The organism is Chryseobacterium potabilaquae (assembly GCF_902728265.1).
GTDB lineage: Bacteria > Bacteroidota > Bacteroidia > Flavobacteriales > Weeksellaceae > Chryseobacterium > Chryseobacterium potabilaquae.
This window is the reverse complement of sequence record NZ_CACVBR010000038.1, coordinates 19,786-38,393: the sequence shown is the minus strand read 5'-3', so window position 1 is coordinate 38,393 and position 18,608 is coordinate 19,786. Positions and strand designations below refer to the sequence as shown.

The 18,608-nt window shown below is 34.5% G+C and carries 13 protein-coding genes; 12 read left to right on the top strand and 1 reads right to left on the bottom strand.

Features of this window, described 5'->3' with window-relative positions; genetic code table 11:
- Window positions 1-382: 382 nt before the first annotated feature.
- Window positions 383-1,645 carry a site-specific integrase gene (locus CHRY9293_RS15305; protein ID WP_162033778.1) on the bottom strand — a complete coding sequence of 421 codons (1,263 nt, stop codon included), beginning with the start codon at window positions 1,643-1,645 and terminating at the stop codon, window positions 383-385.
- Window positions 1,646-2,165: 520 nt separating this feature from the next.
- On the opposite strand from CHRY9293_RS15305, the gene CHRY9293_RS15300 reads away from it, so the two are divergent.
- The 12 genes from CHRY9293_RS15300 to CHRY9293_RS15245 all read left to right on the top strand — a co-directional run bounded on the left by CHRY9293_RS15300 (window position 2,166) and on the right by CHRY9293_RS15245 (window position 18,527).
- A complete protein-coding gene (locus tag CHRY9293_RS15300; RefSeq protein WP_162033777.1) occupies window positions 2,166-2,789 on the top strand; it encodes a hypothetical protein in 624 nt (207 codons plus the stop codon).
- Window positions 2,790-2,827: 38 nt separating this feature from the next.
- Entirely contained in the window at window positions 2,828-4,471 is a 1,644-nt protein-coding gene (locus tag CHRY9293_RS15295) for a fibrobacter succinogenes major paralogous domain-containing protein (RefSeq protein ID WP_162033776.1), read from the top strand.
- 502 nt (window positions 4,472-4,973) lie between these two features.
- Window positions 4,974-5,387, top strand: a complete 414-nt coding sequence (locus CHRY9293_RS15290) for a transposase (protein ID WP_228455566.1) — start codon at window positions 4,974-4,976, stop codon at window positions 5,385-5,387.
- An 18-nt stretch (window positions 5,388-5,405) separates the two neighbouring features.
- Window positions 5,406-6,062, top strand: coding sequence for a response regulator transcription factor (locus CHRY9293_RS15285; protein ID WP_162033775.1), 657 nt, complete (start codon window positions 5,406-5,408; stop codon window positions 6,060-6,062).
- A 54-nt stretch (window positions 6,063-6,116) separates the two neighbouring features.
- A complete protein-coding gene (locus CHRY9293_RS15280; RefSeq protein WP_162033774.1) occupies window positions 6,117-6,557 on the top strand; it encodes a transposase in 441 nt (146 codons plus the stop codon).
- Between the two features lie 434 nt (window positions 6,558-6,991).
- On the top strand, window positions 6,992-7,828 hold the full coding sequence (locus CHRY9293_RS15275; RefSeq protein WP_162033773.1) for a T9SS type A sorting domain-containing protein: 837 nt from the start codon (window positions 6,992-6,994) through the stop codon (window positions 7,826-7,828).
- A 171-nt stretch (window positions 7,829-7,999) separates the two neighbouring features.
- On the top strand, window positions 8,000-9,892 hold the full coding sequence (locus tag CHRY9293_RS15270) for an FISUMP domain-containing protein (RefSeq protein WP_162033772.1): 1,893 nt from the start codon (window positions 8,000-8,002) through the stop codon (window positions 9,890-9,892).
- Between the two features lie 285 nt (window positions 9,893-10,177).
- Window positions 10,178-12,058, top strand: a complete 1,881-nt coding sequence (locus tag CHRY9293_RS15265; RefSeq protein WP_162033771.1) for an FISUMP domain-containing protein — start codon at window positions 10,178-10,180, stop codon at window positions 12,056-12,058.
- Between the two features lie 285 nt (window positions 12,059-12,343).
- Window positions 12,344-14,224, top strand: coding sequence for a fibrobacter succinogenes major paralogous domain-containing protein (locus tag CHRY9293_RS15260; protein WP_162033770.1), 1,881 nt, complete (start codon window positions 12,344-12,346; stop codon window positions 14,222-14,224).
- A 188-nt stretch (window positions 14,225-14,412) separates the two neighbouring features.
- Entirely contained in the window at window positions 14,413-14,703 is a 291-nt protein-coding gene (locus CHRY9293_RS15255) for a helix-turn-helix domain-containing protein (RefSeq protein ID WP_228455565.1), read from the top strand.
- Between the two features lie 53 nt (window positions 14,704-14,756).
- Window positions 14,757-15,704, top strand: coding sequence for a glycosyltransferase family 2 protein (locus tag CHRY9293_RS15250; protein ID WP_162033768.1), 948 nt, complete (start codon window positions 14,757-14,759; stop codon window positions 15,702-15,704).
- Between the two features lie 225 nt (window positions 15,705-15,929).
- Window positions 15,930-18,527, top strand: coding sequence for a T9SS-dependent M36 family metallopeptidase (locus tag CHRY9293_RS15245; RefSeq protein WP_162033767.1), 2,598 nt, complete (start codon window positions 15,930-15,932; stop codon window positions 18,525-18,527).
- Window positions 18,528-18,608 lie beyond the last annotated feature (81 nt).

Sequence of the window (18,608 nt, the reverse complement as noted above, 5' to 3'; positions counted from 1 at the left end):
AAATGGACCATGCCTATTCGAAATTGGGGTATTGTTCTCAACCAATTTATGCTTATTTTTGAAAAAAGGCTCAGATTATAAAATCCAAGCCTAACTTTTTAACTTACACACTTTACGAGATAGTGTCCTTTCATCAGTAGAATCGATGAATTGAAAAATATTGCAATCTTTATAAATTAAAGACACCCCAATTAAAACTCAATAAATCATGATTTTCACATTTAAGTAGAGACCTTCTATTTGTGTAGCTTATCATTTTTGCAATAGGAAAACAAAAAGTTTCACAGTATAATTTTTTATACTATGTATACTTTCTTAAATTCCAGTTATTAATAATGTTTCAATGAAATGAGACCGTTTACTAATATTCTATAATTTTATCTTATAAAAAATTGTAATGACTATTTCTTATATTTCTTTCCGTATATACTTTATCGAAATAGGTACTTAAACTTAGCATTCTTTCTTTATCTACAGGATTGATATATCGTAAGAACATTTGTTCTGAACTGTGTCCGGTAGCCTGCATTAATAATGGTGTTGGAATTTTACCATAAAAATTAGAAGCAAAGCTTCTTCGTCCAATATGGCTTGATATTACCTTCCATTTCTCAGTTTTTATTTCTATACTTCTATATCCCATTCGTTTTCTAACTTTAACAGATTCTTGAAGCCCGGCAATTCTGGCAATTTCTTTAATGGCTTCATTATACTGTTGAATATCTATTATCTTAGGAAAGCTATTTCCATTTCGTTGAATTGTATTGAGTACGGTAGGGTGTAGAGGTAAAAGTATCTTTTTCTGCGTTTTTTTCTGAGTAAAAGATATGCATGACCTTTCATTGATCTTTGTTATGTCTTCTATATTAAATTGCATAAAATCAGAAAATCGTTGGCCTGTATAACAACTAATTAATAACCAGTCTTTGGATGGTTGTAATTCTTCAGGAACTTCTGTATTTTTAATTTTGAGAATTTCTTCTTCAGAGATGGTTACCACCGTTTTCTGTTGTTTTTCTCTTCTAATTTCTAGTTCTCTAACTCTGGTTTTAATTCCTCTTCTTTCAGCAAAGTTAAGAATGGTCTTTACAAAGTGAATACTTCTGTAAATAGTATTTTCACTATATTCTTCATTTTGTCCGAAAATGATAAAATCATTTATAAAATCGCTATTTATGTTCTCTACATTTAATCTTTTCATAATAAATCCTTCAAATCGTTTTATTAATCGATAGAATACTAGATACCGTTTATAAGTAGAGTGGCATATAATTTCCTTTCTGGAGTTTATATAATGCTTCATATAATGAAGCAAAGAGTTTTCATTATAACTTCGTGTCTTTTCAATACATATTTTATGTACTTCTTTGGAAAGTCCTCTTTGAGAAATTGTTTTTCTCTGTTGCAGTCTTTCTTTCACATATTCCGTAATTCTTACCTTAAGATAATCGAGTATGGCATTTATTTTTTTATCCTTTTTCAGGTATATATTTATTGGTCGTTGTTTGTTTTTATCCCACTGGTCCTCATGTATCCGAAGAGGAGTTCTAAATGAAAAACCTTGTTCTTTTAGTGAAGAATCGAAAATGTTAAGGTGAATATTTTTCAGGGAGCCATTTTGTGGCAAAAAGTACTCAAATGTCATTGTTGAATTTTTAACGTATTAATTTTCAACAAATCTATAAAAAAAAATAGTCCTAGTTAGACTACTTTTATGTTGCAAATATATATAAAAAAAATTAATGTACAAATAATAAGCATCTGATTTTTAAAATATTGTATAAGGTTTTTATTTTGAAAAGAAATCATTCATATTTGAATAATGATGTTTTATTTCCTTGTTTTTTTAATTAATTATTGAAAATTATTGAATATAATTTAATTACAATTTAAAATAGTCTAACTAGGACTACTTATTGTGTGAAAAATCGAGGTATACATTCTAAATTATGAAAAAAATAGAGTATTAGCAATATGTGAAATTTAATAATGTGTACAATTGAAGTTATATGGTTAAATATTTCGATGAGAGGTTAAAAAGCATATTGTGCTTATATAATATGAAAATGAAAGATTGATTGAAATCTTAATTTTTTTAAAAGAAATCTAACATATAATATTCAAATTTTTCTTTACAAAAACTTTATATAAAAAAATATACAAAAATGAAAAAACAATTTATTACGACTATTACCATGATTTTAAGTGCATTTGCTTTTGGCCAAGTAGGAGTTAATACCGACGCTCCTCAGTCAACTTTAGATGTTGTAGGTACTACGTCTGCAACTAAAGCAGATGGTGTGCTTGTTCCTCGTTATACAGTAGCGGAGTTAGCTGCAAAAGATGCTGCTTATGGGGTTTCTCAAAATGGTGTACTTGTATTTGTTACCTCAGGTACAGGGTCCTCAGGAAAAACTTCTGACATCAGCGAAGCAGGCTTTTATTATTATGATAATCCTACTTCAAAATGGAAACACGTAGGAGGAGGTTCCGTATCTACTTCTTTTAATGTTAGCACAGAACAGACTTCAGATTATACGGTATTGCCTACCGATAATTTTATTAAACTAAATATTACGACGGCGGACCCCCATGTTTTAACTCTTCCTACTTCAGGGATTCCGGTGGGCAAGATGGTTTATGTTTCCAATATTGGTAATAATGCTATTGATATTTCTCCTGCTCCTAGAAATCCTCAATTTACCCAGGTTCAGGCAGGAGTCTCTGGCATGTTGATCTATTTGGGAGGAACTGGAGATGGTTCATGGGAGTGGGCTACAGGCTTTTAATATTGAAAAACAAAATATTTATATTAAAAACATACAAAATGGAAAATAAATTTATTAATCTGGAAAGGATACTTTCTGTATTTTTTTTATTGCTGATTAGTAGCTTTTACGCTCAAGTTAGGATTGCCAACAGTGCAGCCAATCAAGCGGCTATCAATAGTTCAGCCTTTATTGATGCTTCTTCTAATCCTACGTATAACCAATCAGCTAATGTAGGAAAGGGATTGTTATATCCTCGTACAGATCTGACAACATTTACTGCGTTTTCAGGAGTTCCTGTAGGAATAGCGAATTCTTATCCTTATTATTATGATGGTTTTATGGTATTTAATACTTCCAGCACAGGAGTTGCGGGAGTGGGCTCTACGGAAGGGGCTTTATGCCGGGGGTTTTGGTATTATGATAATCCCTCTACTAGTCTTACAGGGGGTACCTGGAAGCCATTTCGCCCTGGTTTATGCTCTGTCAATCCTCCTGTTGTCACGGGGCTCAACTGCTCCGGAGCGATCAATGCCGGAAGTCTGACTCAAGGTGTGGCGGCTTCAGGAGTTAATACCCAAATCCCATATACGGGTGGTAATGGTGAAAGCTATCCTGTTGGTGCTGCCGTATCTTCTACAGGAGTAACAGGCCTTACGGCGACCCTTCAAGCAGGAATCTTAGCAAACGGAAACGGGACATTAACTTATACGATAACCGGTACGCCTTCTTCTGCGGGTACGGCTACTTTCGATATTACGTTTGGAGGTCAGAGCTGTTCCTTCACAAGAACGGTAGACCCTTCAGGCTCTCCTGTTGTACTTAATTGCTCGGGAGCAGTTTCTCAAGGGGGAGACTTTATCCAAGGTATACAAGTGACTGATAATAATCATTTTACTATTATTACATTTACAGGAGGTTCTGGAAGTTATCCGGCGCAATCTATTCCTTCCACAGGCGTATTGGGTCTTACAGCAGCTCTGCAAGCTGGAAATATGTCTACTGGACAATTGATATTTGTTATTACAGGAGTGGCGGCTTCTGTAGGAACGGCAAGTTTTACTTTTACGTTTGAAGGACAAACCTGTACTTTTACAAGAAATGTTGTATCGGGTGTTGACCCTAATCCGAATGAAGTAGTAATGTGTGGTTCTAGTAAAGCATGGATGACGCACAACTTAGGAGCAAATCCTAATATAGATCCAAATTCAATTAGTGCAGAACTCCATGGAGACAAATATAAATGGGGGCGGGCCACCCCAGCATTAACACAAGCACAAGATCAATCAAATTTTGGAGCAGTTTCTGGATGGGCGACTCCAAATGCTCCATATGAAACTTGGGGAACACCAAAGAGTCAAACAGACCCTTGTCCAGCAGGTTTCAAAGTTCCTACAAGTACAGATTATGCAATTTTACGTGATAATAATACAATCACTAACATAGGCTTTTCTAATAGTATAGCTGATCATATGAATTATGGAGCTGTTGTAAGATTTTATTGTCCGGCTACAAATAATACTTTACAGTTTCCTGTTTCAGGAATGCGTTCACAACAAAACGGTGAACTACAGTTTAGAGCTTATTTTGGGATGTATTGGAATTCAGAACCAGGATATACTAATATGAGTTCCTCAAGTGTGAATCCAGGAGCTGAATCATGGACAGGAATTGGATTGTCTGTAAGATGTATTCAAGAATAAGGATGATTTCTCATGAATTATTCATTATTAAGATGAGAATAGAGGTGTTATTAAATGGATATTTGAGAGAAAAAAAAAGAAATAAAATAATCATAAAAAGAGTGTTTTTTATTATCAATTATTTATTCATAGAAATAATTATTTTGGTGTTGCTATGTAAGTATAATTGATAAAAGAAGGAAATTTACTTCACCCTATCTAAATTTCCCCATTTTTTTCCAAGGGTTGTTAGACCATAATAACCCTTGGATTTTAAAACTCAAAGATCCTCATCCTATTTATAAATAGATTTTTATATTATGAGACTGCTCTCTAGAAGGTAGTACACATATTAAATTATTAAGGATGGCATTATTTTTTTTCTCTGAAAATTAAATCCAATATTTTGTTCTCTATCTATATAGAGTTTTCATTTTAGTCTCAAAGTAGTTCATGATAAGCAATTACATTAATTGTTAATTATTTTCAATACAATCTTCTATAATCATAAAAATAGATTGGTATGAATATAAAAAAAAATAATTTCAAAAATTTTCATATAGGAAGCTTGATAGAACAGAAAGGGAAAGAAGTGGAAATTGAAGCAACTCGTATATGTGATACATTTAATTGTAAGAAAGAAGAACTCCAAAAAATGTATGAATCTGAAGGTTTGGAGCTAGAGTTCTTACTCATTTGGAGTAAGTTACTGAATTATGATTTTTCCAGAATTTATTCTCAGCATATTGTATTATATGTTCCTCAGATCATTACCCCTGAAAAATTCAGTAAAAAAAGACATCTAAAATCTCTTAAGAATATTTATACAAACGGTATAATTGATTTTATATTGAAGATGTTATTTACAGGGGAAAAAATAAGGTACAGGTTGCCAGAGAGTATGGTATTCTTAAAGGTACTTTGCATAAAGGGATAGATAAATATACAATTGGAAATGAAAAAGACCGTACTTATTGCTGATAGGCACTATGTGTGGATAAAAGGTCTCACACATATATTAAAAACCATCAGCCAAGATATTTTGATTGACTATGTTCGTCATAAAGAAGAACTGACAAGGAAGATCTCCCAGAATGACTATGATCTTCTTATTTTGGATATTGATTTTCAGGATAATATTTATGGTTCGGCACGAGAATTTAAGGAGCAAAGTCCAAGCCTTAAGATCATGATATTTTCTGAAAATAAAGAAGAATTAGCATTATCATATTTATATGAAGGGGTAGAGGCTTATCTTTCTAAATCTGAAGGGATAAATGAAATCCAAGAAGCTATACATTCTGTTTTTATGCAAGGTTATTATTACTCACAAGAATTACTTTATAAGTTTATAAAAAGCCGAGAGAATAAAAAAAATATTACTAAATCATCATTTTTTTTATCAAGAAGAGAGAAGGTAATTTATAATCATTTACTTCAAGGGAAAGGAATTCTGGAAATATCTAATCTATTAAGGATTCATCAATCCACAGTAAGTACACACAAGAGACGTATTTTTAATAAGCTTCAGGTAAAAAACTTATCCGATCTTATTCATTTTCATAATAGAATAGGGAGTTCAATGATTAATAATAACATTTCTTTAGAGTGAGCCTGTATTTTTTCAGAATGAAATTGTAAGATCAATCGACAAAGTAGAATATCAATGAGAAACAGAAATACTTTTAATTTCAAAAATCTTCATTTAGGAAGCTTGATTGAACAGGCTGTTATTGAAATGGAGATCGAAGCAATTCGTATATGCGATGCATTTAATTGTAAGGAAGAAGAACTCCAAAAAATGTATGAATCCGAAAGTTTGGAGCTAGAGTTCTTACTCATTTGGAGTAAGTTACTGAATTATGATTTTTTCAGAATTTATTCTCAGCATCTTGTATTATATGCTCCTCAGATCATTATTCCTGAAAAACTCCGTAAAAAAAGACATTTAAAATCTCTTAAGAATATTTATACAAAGGGTATAATCGATTTTATATTGGAAATATTGGATACTGGTGAGAAAAAGCAGGAAGAAATAATACAGGAGTATGGTATTCCTAAAAGTACATTGCATAGATGGATGGATAAATATAAGCATAGCAAATGATTATGGTAAAAGTGATTATAAATCGTAACCTCTTTTGGGTATAAAAATTTATAAAATAATATTATCTATTTCTTTTTGAATAAGAAGATATGTAGAATCCCTTTCAACTTATTTAAAAATAATCTGAGTTCAGGATGAAAAAATAGTAGTTGTATATTTTAAGTTGGTTCTAATAAATAATATACAAAACTCATATTTTACTTCTTTAAAATTCTACAAAATAGGAATTGATCATTTCTATTTTATATACATTTTCTATTCTAAATATCGCATGATTTGATTGTATATATTTTTTTGTCCTGGCTCAGCTTACAATAATGGTAGCTAATTTCAAATACAAGACAATAACTATTGTAACAAATTTTCTAAAATTTTTGAAAGGATAGGTAATCGAAATGGAAATTAAATACTAATTCTTAAATAAATAAAAAATTATGACGAAAAAATTATTTCTTAAAAGATCTACTGTATGTAGACTTTTATATTTTCCAATGATTATAGGATTATTACTCTGTAGTAGCTCTATAAAATCACAGATATGTTCTAGTACAGCGGATATCAACACTAGTGGAACAATAAGTATTGGAAATGTACAAGTAAGTAGTTCTTCTTCTGGATCTGTACTGTATGAAATGGCTACCAATTTTTTTGACGCTTGTAATTTAGGTGCTACTCTTTCATCGGGAAGTGCATTATGGGTAGGAAATAATGGCTCTTGGTCGGTAACTTTTTCTTTCAGTGTTCCTGTAAACAATGTAGGAATAGTAATTAGTGGTGCAGATACTTTTACTAGGCCTGAAGATTTTATTTTTAATACAAATGGGGGCTCTATTTCTATTATACCAGGGGCTTCTTGCGGAATGAACATTATTGGTAATACAATAACTACTATGGGTTCTATTGGAGCCGGCATTTATTTGATCATTGCTTCTAATCCTTATACTCAATTAACAATCAGTGGAGGAGGAGGTTCTGGTGGAAGTAATATAGGGCTTTGTTCTGCAAGTGTTTTGGAAACCCAAGATGTAAAAAATATACCCAATAGTACAGTAGATATTTATCCAACTCAAGTAAAAGATGTAATGACTCTTTCTTCTAAAGAGACTTTAAAATCATATAAAATCTTTGATACATCAGGAAAGCTTATTTTGTCTTCTCCACTTACAGGAAATAAGAAAGAGATTAATCTATTGAATGTGAAGTCGGGAAACTATGTCATTGCAGTAGAAACTCAAACTCAAACCATTAACAAAAAAATAACTAAGCAATAAGGCATATAATCTAATTTCCCCTTTTATTACATTTTTACGATACGATGTGTCTTATAAATTAAAGTAAAAATTCAAACAGAAAGAATCGTTTAATATTTATATGTAAAATCTTTTGAGGAATTAAAACTAGCTAATAGCAGATTATAATTTCTTATTTAAAATTAAATACCCATGAAAAAAATAAATTTATTATTTTGTATGTGCTTTGGAGCAATTTCCTACAGTCAGGTAGGTGTGAATACTTCTAGTCCTCATGCCACTCTTGATGTTAAGGCAAAAAATATAGATGGGAGTAGCTCAGAAGGTATTATTGTTCCTAAACTTACTGGAGATGCTTTGTTTTCCGCTATAGCGGGCAATAAATACGGAATGGATCAGGATGGTGCTGTTGTATATGTGACAGAGGCAGCTTCTCCTACTAATCAGACAGGGCAAACTACTCTTGTTAATGATTTTGGGTTCTATTATTTTAATGGGGCACATGATCAATGGTTTAAGTTGGGGAGTGCATCGACTATTTACCGGACAGATGGTACTTTAACTGGTCCTCGTCATATGAGTATGGGCGGCAACAATTTAGGCTTTACCGGGGGTAGAATTGGGATGGGTGTTGTTTCACCTGATCCCTCTGCTATTTTAGATCTCAGCAGTACTAGTGATGGTTTTTTAACGCCTCGTATGACTAAGGCTCAGATGAATGCTATCTTCCATCCTGCCCAAGGTCTAGAGATCTATTGTACGGATTGTTTTGGGAACTTGGGGTGTAAAATGATCAATGATTCCCCTGATCCTCAATCTCCCAATTGGGGTTCTATGTGTTCTACGAATGTTCCTACAGGTAATATAGAAGACCTTTTATGCTCGGGAGCTTCTACTACAGGAGCTATTCATTCAGGAATAAGTGTAAGTGGTGTGAATGTGAGCGTGCCTTATACAGGAGGTAATGGGGGTACATACTCTTCCGGAGCTTTTAATTCTACCGGGATTACAGGTTTAACGGCCAACTTATCTGGGGGGAGCTTTTTTATGGGTAGTGGTAATTTAGTGTTTAATATTACAGGAACTCCTGCCGGGGCTGGAACAGCTAGCTTTGCGGTTTCTGTAGGAGGTAAATCTTGTACATTCACGGTGGATGTGGATAATTTTACAGCTAATGTGGTTTCTCTGGATTGTAGTAGTGCAGCATTTTCTCCTGCTAGCTTGATTCAAGGAGAGGCATATACTGGAACTCTTACCGTGCCTTATACTGGAGGCAATGGTGATTCTTATCCTCAAATGTCCTTTATCCAAAATGGATTAACCTTTACTTTACCTGCTGAAAATTTATTATCAGGGAATGGGAATCTGGTTTATAATGTAACAGGTACCCCTACCAGTGCTATCACAATGAATATTCCTATTAGCTTTGGTTCTCAGTCATGTACCGTGAATAAAGTAGTCTCTTCTTCCGGTAGTGGTGGAGGAACAACGATGTGTATGGGTGATGGTACTAAATTATGGGCAAGTCATAATTTGGGTGCTGACACAACCCTTGATCCTAACCCTTCGGTAGTTACAAAAGGGCATCATGGTTATTACTTCCAATGGGGAAGATTTGATCATGTGGCAGATGCGGATACTCCTGCAGGAGCAATTAGTGGTTGGAATTATGTTAATGCTTCTAATGGAGCCTGGAATTCTGGTACAGAAGCTTCACCTGTGAAGACAGCTATTGATCCTTGTCCTTCTGGCTATCGTGTTCCTACGAGAGCTGAATGGACCGCTTTAATCAATAATAGTACACGAAATACGATAGGGACATTTAGTAATAGCGCTACCAACTTTAGTGCTGCCTTGGTTATTATATGTCCTTCTAACGGCAATAAATTGACTCTTCCCGCTTCGGGGAACCGCTACCACACTACCGGAGCCTTGAGCAGCCGCGGTCTCGGCGGCAACTATTGGAGCAGTACAGAGTACAGCAGCACTACCGCTTATGACCTGACCTTCATTAGTGGCAGCGTGTACCTAGCGAGCTACAACTACCGTACCTTCGGGTTCTCGGTTCGTTGTATAGCAGAATAATATAGCCCTGTTAATTTTAATTTTTTTCAATTTTTCCCAGTATCGATGGTAGTAATTGAATCTCCATCGATACTTTAAAGACTGTATAAATATTGATGTAAGAGAAATAAATTGATGAAAAAAGAGAAGCAGAAAAGCTTGCTTATAAAATTTTTTAAGGGTCTAAAAATAGAAAAACAATACGAGCAGGTTCTTTTTAATAAGAAGATTTTCTGATACTTAATATAATTGATTTAATAAAATGTAAAAACTAAATAATCATAATTTTTTAAACTAAAGCTAATAATGAAATTCAAGTATTTAATGATATCTCTGCTTTTAGGAGAGTTGATATCAGCGCAGGTAGGAGTCAATACGACTCTTCCTAAAGCAACGTTAGATATTGTTGCTAAAAACACAGACGGAAGTACAGTAGAAGGAGTTCTAGTTCCTCGTGTAACAGGTGATGCATTGTTTTCCGCCATTGCATTGAATCTGTATGGAATAGAGCAAAACAGTCTAGTAGTGTATGTAACACAAGGGGCAGATTTAGGTAACCAAACAGGACAGACTTCTCAGGTAGACGCTCCTGGATTTTATTATTTTGATGCTATTGATAACCAATGGAAGAAAATGGGAAACGGGAGTAATATTTATAATACCGATGGGACATTATCTGGTACACGTAATGTCATGATGGATGGTCATAATCTAGGTTTTACGGATGGGAGAATAGGTATGGGAACCAATTCTCCTGATCCTTCCGCTATTTTGGATCTTACGAGTACTAATGATGGTTTTCTTCCCCCTCGTATGACTAAAACTCAAATGGATGCAATCTCCGGCCCTGCCCAAGGTTTGGTGATTTATTGTACGGATTGTTTTGGCAATTTAGGTTGTATTATGGTGAATGATTCTGCCAATCCGTTAATTCCTAATTGGGGTTCTATGTGCTCTACTAATGTGCATACTGGGCATATTGATGATCTTCAATGTTCAGGTGCAACGACATCAGGAATTGTTCATGCAGGAGTAATTGCCAGTGGAGTCATTACAACAATTCCTTATACAGGAGGAAATGGAGGAACATATTTTTCCGGTTCTTTCAACTCTACGGGAGTTACAGGCTTAATAGCCAATTTTGATGGAGGAACTTTGGCTAATGGTTCAGGTAATTTGGTATTTAATATTGTGGGTACACCTTCCTCAGCAGGGACAGCCAGTTTTATGATAACAGTAGCAGGGAAATCCTGTACGTTTACTGTAGATGTTGATAGTTTTACTGCTAATGTTACTTCATTGGACTGTGCAAATGCTGTTTTTTCTCCGAGTACGATTATCCAAGGTCAATCTTATACAGGGACGATGAGCATTCCTTATACAGGTGGTAATGGAGAGCCTTATCCACAGCAATCTTTCACACAGAATGGTTTGACTTTTACTCTTCCTGCAGGAACATTGTTGACAGGGAATGGTAACTTGGTATATAATGTAACCGGCAATGCAACGAGTGCAATAGCAATGTCAATCCCTATTACTTTTGGCAGTGCTTCTTGTAATGTCAGTAAAACAGTAACTACTGGTGGAGGTTCTGTGACCATGTGTATGGCCAACAATACGACTAAGACTTGGGCAACACATAACTTGGGAGCAGATACAAGCTTGGATCCGAATGTTCCGGTAAAAGAAATTCATGGTTATTATTATCAATGGGGAGTAAAAGATCATGTTGCTGATGCTGATACTCCTCCGGGAGCAATTAGTGGATGGAATGTTGTGTATGCATCGAATGGAGCCTGGAACTCTGGTACTGAAGATGCTCCTATAAAGACAGCCATAGATCCTTGTCCTGCCGGTTTCCGTGTTCCAACAAGAACCGAGTGGGGGGAGTTAAATGCTAATACGACTAAAAATACAATAGGAACATTTACTGATCAGCCTACCAATTTTGGTTCAGCTTTACAGTTTATATGCCCTGGGAGTGGTACTAAGTTGACGCTCCCTGCAGCAGGGTACCGCTACTATTCGACAGGAGCATTGTACTATCGCGATTATTTAGGCTTTTATTGGAGTTCATCAGAGTATGGAGGACTTTCGTATGAGCAGTATTTTCAAGGGGGACGGGTAGATCAGTCAGATGCAAGTTATCGTTCCTATGGATTTCCTGTTCGTTGTATATCAGAATAATATAGCCCTGTTAATTTTAATTTTTTTCAATTTTTCTCAGTATCGATGGTAGTAATTGAATCTCCATCGATACTTTAAAGACAGTATAAATATTGATGTAAGAGAAATAAATTGATGAAAAAAGAGAAGCAGAAAAACGTGCTTGTAAATTTTTTTTAAGGATCTAAAAATAGAAAAACAATATAAGCAGATTCTTTTTAATAAGAGATTTTCTGATACTTAATATAATTGATTTAATAAAATGTAAAAACTAAATAATCATAATTTTTTAAACTAAAGCTAATAATGAAATTCAAGTATTTAATGATATCTCTGCTTTTAGGAGAGTTGATATTAGCGCAGGTAGGAGTCAATACGACTCTTCCTAAAGCAACGTTAGATATTGTTGCTAAAAACACAGACGGAAGTACAGTAGAAGGAGTTCTAGTTCCTCGTGTAACAGGTAATGCATTATTTTCCGCCATTGCATTGAATCTGTATGGAATAGAGCAAAACAGTCTAGTAGTGTATGTAACACAAGGGGCAGATTTAGGTAACCAAACAGGACAGACTTCACAGGTAGATGGTCCTGGATTTTATTATTTTGATGCTATTGATAACCAATGGAAGAAAATGGGAAACGGGAGTAATATTTATAATACCGATGGGACATTATCTGGTACACGTAATGTCATGATGGATGGTCATAATCTAGGCTTTACTGATGGGAGAATAGGTATGGGAACCAATTCTCCCGATCCTTCCGCTATTTTGGATCTTACGAGTACTCATGATGGTTTTCTTCCCCCTCGTATGACAATGGCTCAAATGGATGCAATCTCCGGCCCTGCCCAAGGTTTGGTGATTTATTGTACGGATTGTTTTGGAAGTTTAGGTTGTATTATGGTGAATGATTCTGCCAATCCGTTAACTCCTAATTGGGGTTCTATGTGTTCTACTAATGTGCATACTGGGCATATTGATGATCTTCAATGTTCAGGTGCAACGACATCAGGAATTGTTCATGCAGGAGTAATTGCCAGTGGAGTCAGTACAACAATTCTTTATATAGGAGGGAATGGAGGAACATATTTTTCCGGTTCTTTCAACTCCACGGGAGTTACAGGCTTAACGGCCAATTTGGATGGAGGAACTTTGGCTAACGGTTCAGGTAATTTGGTATTTAATATTGTGGGAACACCTTCCTCAACAGGGACAGCCAGTTTTATGATAACAGTAGCAGGAAAATCCTGTACGTTTACTGTAGATGTGGATAGTTTTACTGCTAATGTTACTTCATTGGACTGTGCAAATGCTGTTTTTTCTCCGAGTACGATTATCCAAGGTCAATCTTATACGGGGACGATGAGCGTTCCTTATACGGGTGGTAATGGAGAGCCTTATCCACAGCAATCTTTCACACAGAATGGTTTGACTTTTACTCTTCCTGCAGGAACATTGTTGACAGGGAATGGTAATTTGGTATATAATGTAACCGGCAATGCAACGAGTGCAATAGCAATGTCAATCCCTATTACTTTTGGCAGTGCTTCTTGTAATGTCAGTAAAACAGTAACTACTGGTGGGGGTTCTGTGACTATGTGTATGGCCAACAATACGATTAAGGCATGGGCAACACATAACTTGGGAGCAGACACTAGTTTAGATCCCAATGTTCCGGTAAAAGAAATTCATGGTTATTATTATCAATGGGGAGTAAAAGATCATGTGGCTGATACTGATACTCCTGTTGGAGCTATCAGTGGCTGGAATACGACGACAGCTTCCAATGGGGCTTGGAATTCAGGTACGGAAGCTTCACCTGTAAAGACGGCCCTTGATCCGTGTCCTGTTGGTTTCCGTGTTCCAACAAAAAGCGAATATGCAGATTTGGTTAATAATACGTCTAATAGTATTATAGGAACTTTTGCTATTGATCCTACTAATTTTGGATCTGCTAAGCAGTTCATATGCCCTGGTAATGGGAATAAACTAACCTTCCCTGCTTCGGGGCAGCGAAACCGTGATAATGGAGCCTTGACTCTCCGTGGAAGTGCCGGCATCTATTGGACCAGTACAGATTACAGTAACGCTAATGCTTATTACTATTATTTCATCAATAGTAGTGTAAACTCGGCAAACTATAACCGCGCCATTGGATGGTCGGTCCGTTGTATAGCAGAATAAAATTTTGCTTATTTTATTTTGACCATGTATCGGTGGTGGCTTCATCACCGATAGTTTTAATAAGAGTTGAATATAGAAGAGAGTAAATGGCTGTATTCCAAAGTGACTTAATTAATAAAAAATGAACAAAATATAAATTATAAAGTATAAATATGTTTAAGTCAACGATTAATTATAAACTTATTTTTTTGGATATTTTAGATAAGAAATATCCTGAAAAAAAGAAAGAATGTGCTTCTATTTTAAGAAAAGAAACACTATCAATTTTAGATATTATAGAACTTAACAAACGAATTTTTGGTTTTTTTGATGAAGAAACAAATGCTTTTAACCAAAGTCATCGAGCTTACAATCGCGCCAGTATTTTACAAATCTTAGATTATCAAAAACATAACAAAATGAATAACTCTGAATTAGCAAGACATTTTAAACTGAGCCGTCATACAGTGGCTAAATGGAAAAAAAAATATCTTGTTTGATATAGATGTGTGAAAGATATAAAAATATGAAATAAAAAATTAAAATTTTAATAGTGAAAGTTTCAGTTATTATTCCCGTCTATAATGCGGAAGCATATGTAGTTCAAGCTGTAGAGTCTGCTTTGCAACTCAATGAAGTACATGAAGTTATTATCGTTGAAGATAATTCCTCAGATAATTCTTTGGGGATTTGCCGGAAACTTGTTGATCAATATTCAAGAGTTAAATTATTTCAACATTCTGATGAGGGAAACCATGGAGCTGGTGTAAGTCGAAATTTGGGTATCGAAAAAGCGACAGGGGATTTTCTTGCTTTTCTTGATGCAGACGATTATTATTTACCGAATCGGTTTGATGCAGAAAAAGAACTTTTTAAAAATCCTAAAGTAGATGGAGTGTATGGAGCTTTAGGAGTTCATTATTATTCAGAAAACGCTAGAGATCAATATTATAATATTTATGGGGATCGTTTAACGACAGTATATAAAAAATATGCTCCGAAAGATGTGTTTCCAGGTCAGATGTATTTACTGGGGAGTTTTGGTCTTTTCAGTATTGATGCCTTAACCATTCGGAGAGAATCTTTAATGATGAAAATGGATGTTTTTTTTAAAACATTAAGAATTCATGAAGATTCTGAGTTTTTCTTTCGCCTTTCTTACTACTTAGATCTTTATCCTGGAATTTTGAATAAAGCCATAGCAATGAGAGGAATACATGAAGATAATAGAATTACTGATATTGAGACGAGAAAAATAAAACCTTGTACAACAAAAGTTTTATTGTGGAAAGAGATTAGCGTTTGGTCAGAAGAAGAGAAAACAATTCCCGAAGATACTAAGTTACATATTAAAAGAATGTATTGGAGCTTTCAAATCGCCAATGCTCCATTATTAAAGAAAATTTTGATGATTCTTCGATATCTGATAATAGATTGTTCTTTGATTTTCAATGGACTCTATAATATTAATTTTCGGAAACTGAGTATACAAAAATTTTAACTAAAAATACATAGTTAAGATTATATATGAATCTTAGTTACTTTTTATAAATGTTATTCTCAATAACGAATTCTGAGTTGTTTCTAAACTAATATGAGACAGGCATGATATTAATAAAGTAGTAAGCTAGGCTAAATTTAGCCACTTTGTTTATAGTGATTTTATTTAAATAAAGAAAGTTGGAATGCTCCTGCTAAATTGAATGATAACTTTAACAAAATACAAATGAGAAAAATTTTATTAATAATAATTATTCTTCCTTCCCTAATTTTCGCTCAGAGAAATGAAACCATAATAAAAAATTATATTATCAAGAATAAGTTTAGGGATTATATAAAATCAGACCTTATAGATTTTAAAATAGATAATGTAGATGTATCAAAATCTTTAGGTGCCGATGTGGTGAAAATTCAACAGATCTACCAAGGAATTCCTGTGCATCTTGCAGCAGGGACTGTATTGATCAAGGATAATACTGTTGTCTATTATTCGGATAATTTTATTAAAGATTATAATGTTTCGGAATCTACCATAAAAATTGATAAAAAAAATGCAATTCAGAATATTGCAGAGCAGTTAAAGATAACGGAAATTATGAAATATCCTACAATTGGTTTTTATGATCCTAACCCGGAAACTTTGCATGTGGTAAAGAATAGATTAGTTTATGTAAAAACTCCAAATAATAATTTACAGTTGGCATATGAGTTTCTTATACGCGAGCCTCAATCTCCTAATTACTGGAATATATTGGTAAGCACGGAAAATGGTGAGATTGTCAGTAAAGTAAATTTGACTTCATACTGCAATTTTCATTCTAATACTTCCTCTCAAGATTTTATTCTTAATAAAGAACCGCGACGACCTTTTACAAAGTTATTCCATAAAGAGAATCATAAATTTTCAGTGATGTCTCCGGATAATGCCTCTTATCAGGTATTTAAATTACCTGTAGAGGCACCTACTTTTGGTTTACAAACTATTGTTTCGAACCCCTGGATTCTTTCAGCATCTCCTGAAGGGTGGCATTCTGATGGTACAAATCATTATACAATTACTAGGGGAAATAACATATACTCTTATATTGAAAAGGAAGATGGTGATGTCGTCTATTCTCCGGATGGAGGAGCTGGTAGAGACTTCAATAATCTGTTTAATATTACCGGAGATTATACTGCAAATGAAGATGCAGTTGTTACTAATTTATTTTATACTTCTAATAAAGCGCATGATATTTTTTATCAATTTGGGTTCACGGAATCAGCCCGGAATTTTCAGCAGAATAATTTTGGAAATGGGGGGCTTGGGAATGATTTTGTGTTGACTGAAGCACAAAATATGGAGGAAAGAAATAATTCTTATTTTTCTTCTACACCAGAGGGAACTCCTGGAGCAATGACTTTATTTTTATGGTCTGATGCCCACAAAGTATTTTATAACGCTCCTAATTCAGCAATTTCACGTTATGCTTTATCACGTCATGCAGAATTTGGACCTGCTTTGGATAATTCCGGAATAACTGGAGATATTAAGTTATCATCTGAGCTAACCGGATGTACTTCTCTTGCGGTAGGTTCTCTTACTGGGAAAATAGGTTTGGTTAAGGGGATCAGTCCGACAGATCAAAATTGTTCATTTACAGATAAGGTGAAAAATGCACAGAATGCCGGAGCAATAGCTGTGGTACTTTATAATGATAAAGCATATTCTATACCGGAATTGTTTGGTTCTGATCCTTCGATTCTGATTCCTTCTGTACTCATAGATAATTCAGAGGGGGAATACATAAAAAGTCAACTTGATGCTAATGTGACGGTTAATGTAACCTTAAAAAAAGATCCTGCCACTATGATTACACCAGATAGTAGTGTGGATAACGGGGTCATTATTCATGAATATGGTCATGGAGTAACAAATCGCTTAACGGGAACGGGGTATGGTTGTCTCAATGCAACAGGTATTCAAGGGGAAGGGTATTCAAGAGAACAGATGGGAGAGGGTTGGTCTGATTTTTTTGCATTAATGCTCACCAATACAGCCGGAAATAATTCTTCTGTAGCAAGGGGAATAGGTACTTATATCATGGCTGAGTCTCCTGATGGAGTAGGGCTTAGACCTGCAAGATATTCTCCTGATTTTTCTATTAACGATTTTACTTATGGTATGACCAATGGAATGGAATTAAATAATGAGCCTGATGTTCATTCTATAGGATTTGTTTGGGCAACTATGTTATGGGATCTTCATTGGAAATATGCTGAGAAATATGGATATGCTCCGGATGTGTTGGTGAATATGACTAATGGGAGTAGCAGAATATTACAATTAGTAATGGATGCCCTTAAACTTCAACCTTGTAATCCAACCTTTACCGAGGGAAGAAATGCAATATTAGCTGCAGATCAGGCTACTACAGGTGGGGAAGATAAATGTATGATATGGAATGTTTTTGCTAAAAGAGGCTTAGGTGTTCATGCATTAGCAGGAGACAGGACCAATATAAATGATCAGATCGAGGACTTTACTGTCCCTTTGGAGTGTAATACATTAGGTACTGTAGATACAACGGTGTCAAAAAATACGATTTCCTTCTATCCCAATCCTGCTAAAAATGAATTCCATATTGTTTTCCCGGATCATATAATGGGCAAAATAAGTATTCAGATTTATGATATGTCGGGCAAACTGGTTTTTTCTGATCAAGTCATTGCATTGGATGGCAAGGGTTTGATTTCTACGGATCAATTAATCAATGGAACTTATTTAGTTAAGGCTAAAGGTTTAGCTTTTGAAGCAGTTTCAAAAATTATAATTGAGAAATAAGGATAGCTCTTTTAGGATGTTTGCGTAAAAGGGCTTGATAAGTTTGTTTAAATATCAATAGCTCTCTCTATTAGAGCCTCA

Excerpts from the sequence above, each read along its gene's own strand:
- CHRY9293_RS15245 (WP_162033767.1), top strand. The coding sequence starts at position 15,930 with ATGAGAAAAATTTTATTAATAATAATTATTCTTCCTTCCCTAATTTTC.
- CHRY9293_RS15300 (WP_162033777.1), top strand. The coding sequence starts at position 2,166 with ATGAAAAAACAATTTATTACGACTATTACCATGATTTTAAGTGCATTT.
- CHRY9293_RS15295 (WP_162033776.1), top strand. The coding sequence starts at position 2,828 with ATGGAAAATAAATTTATTAATCTGGAAAGGATACTTTCTGTATTTTTT.
- CHRY9293_RS15270 (WP_162033772.1), top strand. The coding sequence starts at position 8,000 with ATGAAAAAAATAAATTTATTATTTTGTATGTGCTTTGGAGCAATTTCC.
- CHRY9293_RS15290 (WP_228455566.1), top strand. The coding sequence starts at position 4,974 with ATGAATATAAAAAAAAATAATTTCAAAAATTTTCATATAGGAAGCTTG.
- CHRY9293_RS15260 (WP_162033770.1), top strand. The coding sequence starts at position 12,344 with ATGAAATTCAAGTATTTAATGATATCTCTGCTTTTAGGAGAGTTGATA.
- CHRY9293_RS15305 (WP_162033778.1), bottom strand. The coding sequence starts at position 1,645 with ATGACATTTGAGTACTTTTTGCCACAAAATGGCTCCCTGAAAAATATT.
- CHRY9293_RS15285 (WP_162033775.1), top strand. The coding sequence starts at position 5,406 with ATGAAAAAGACCGTACTTATTGCTGATAGGCACTATGTGTGGATAAAA.
- CHRY9293_RS15275 (WP_162033773.1), top strand. The coding sequence starts at position 6,992 with ATGACGAAAAAATTATTTCTTAAAAGATCTACTGTATGTAGACTTTTA.
- CHRY9293_RS15280 (WP_162033774.1), top strand. The coding sequence starts at position 6,117 with ATGAGAAACAGAAATACTTTTAATTTCAAAAATCTTCATTTAGGAAGC.
- CHRY9293_RS15265 (WP_162033771.1), top strand. The coding sequence starts at position 10,178 with ATGAAATTCAAGTATTTAATGATATCTCTGCTTTTAGGAGAGTTGATA.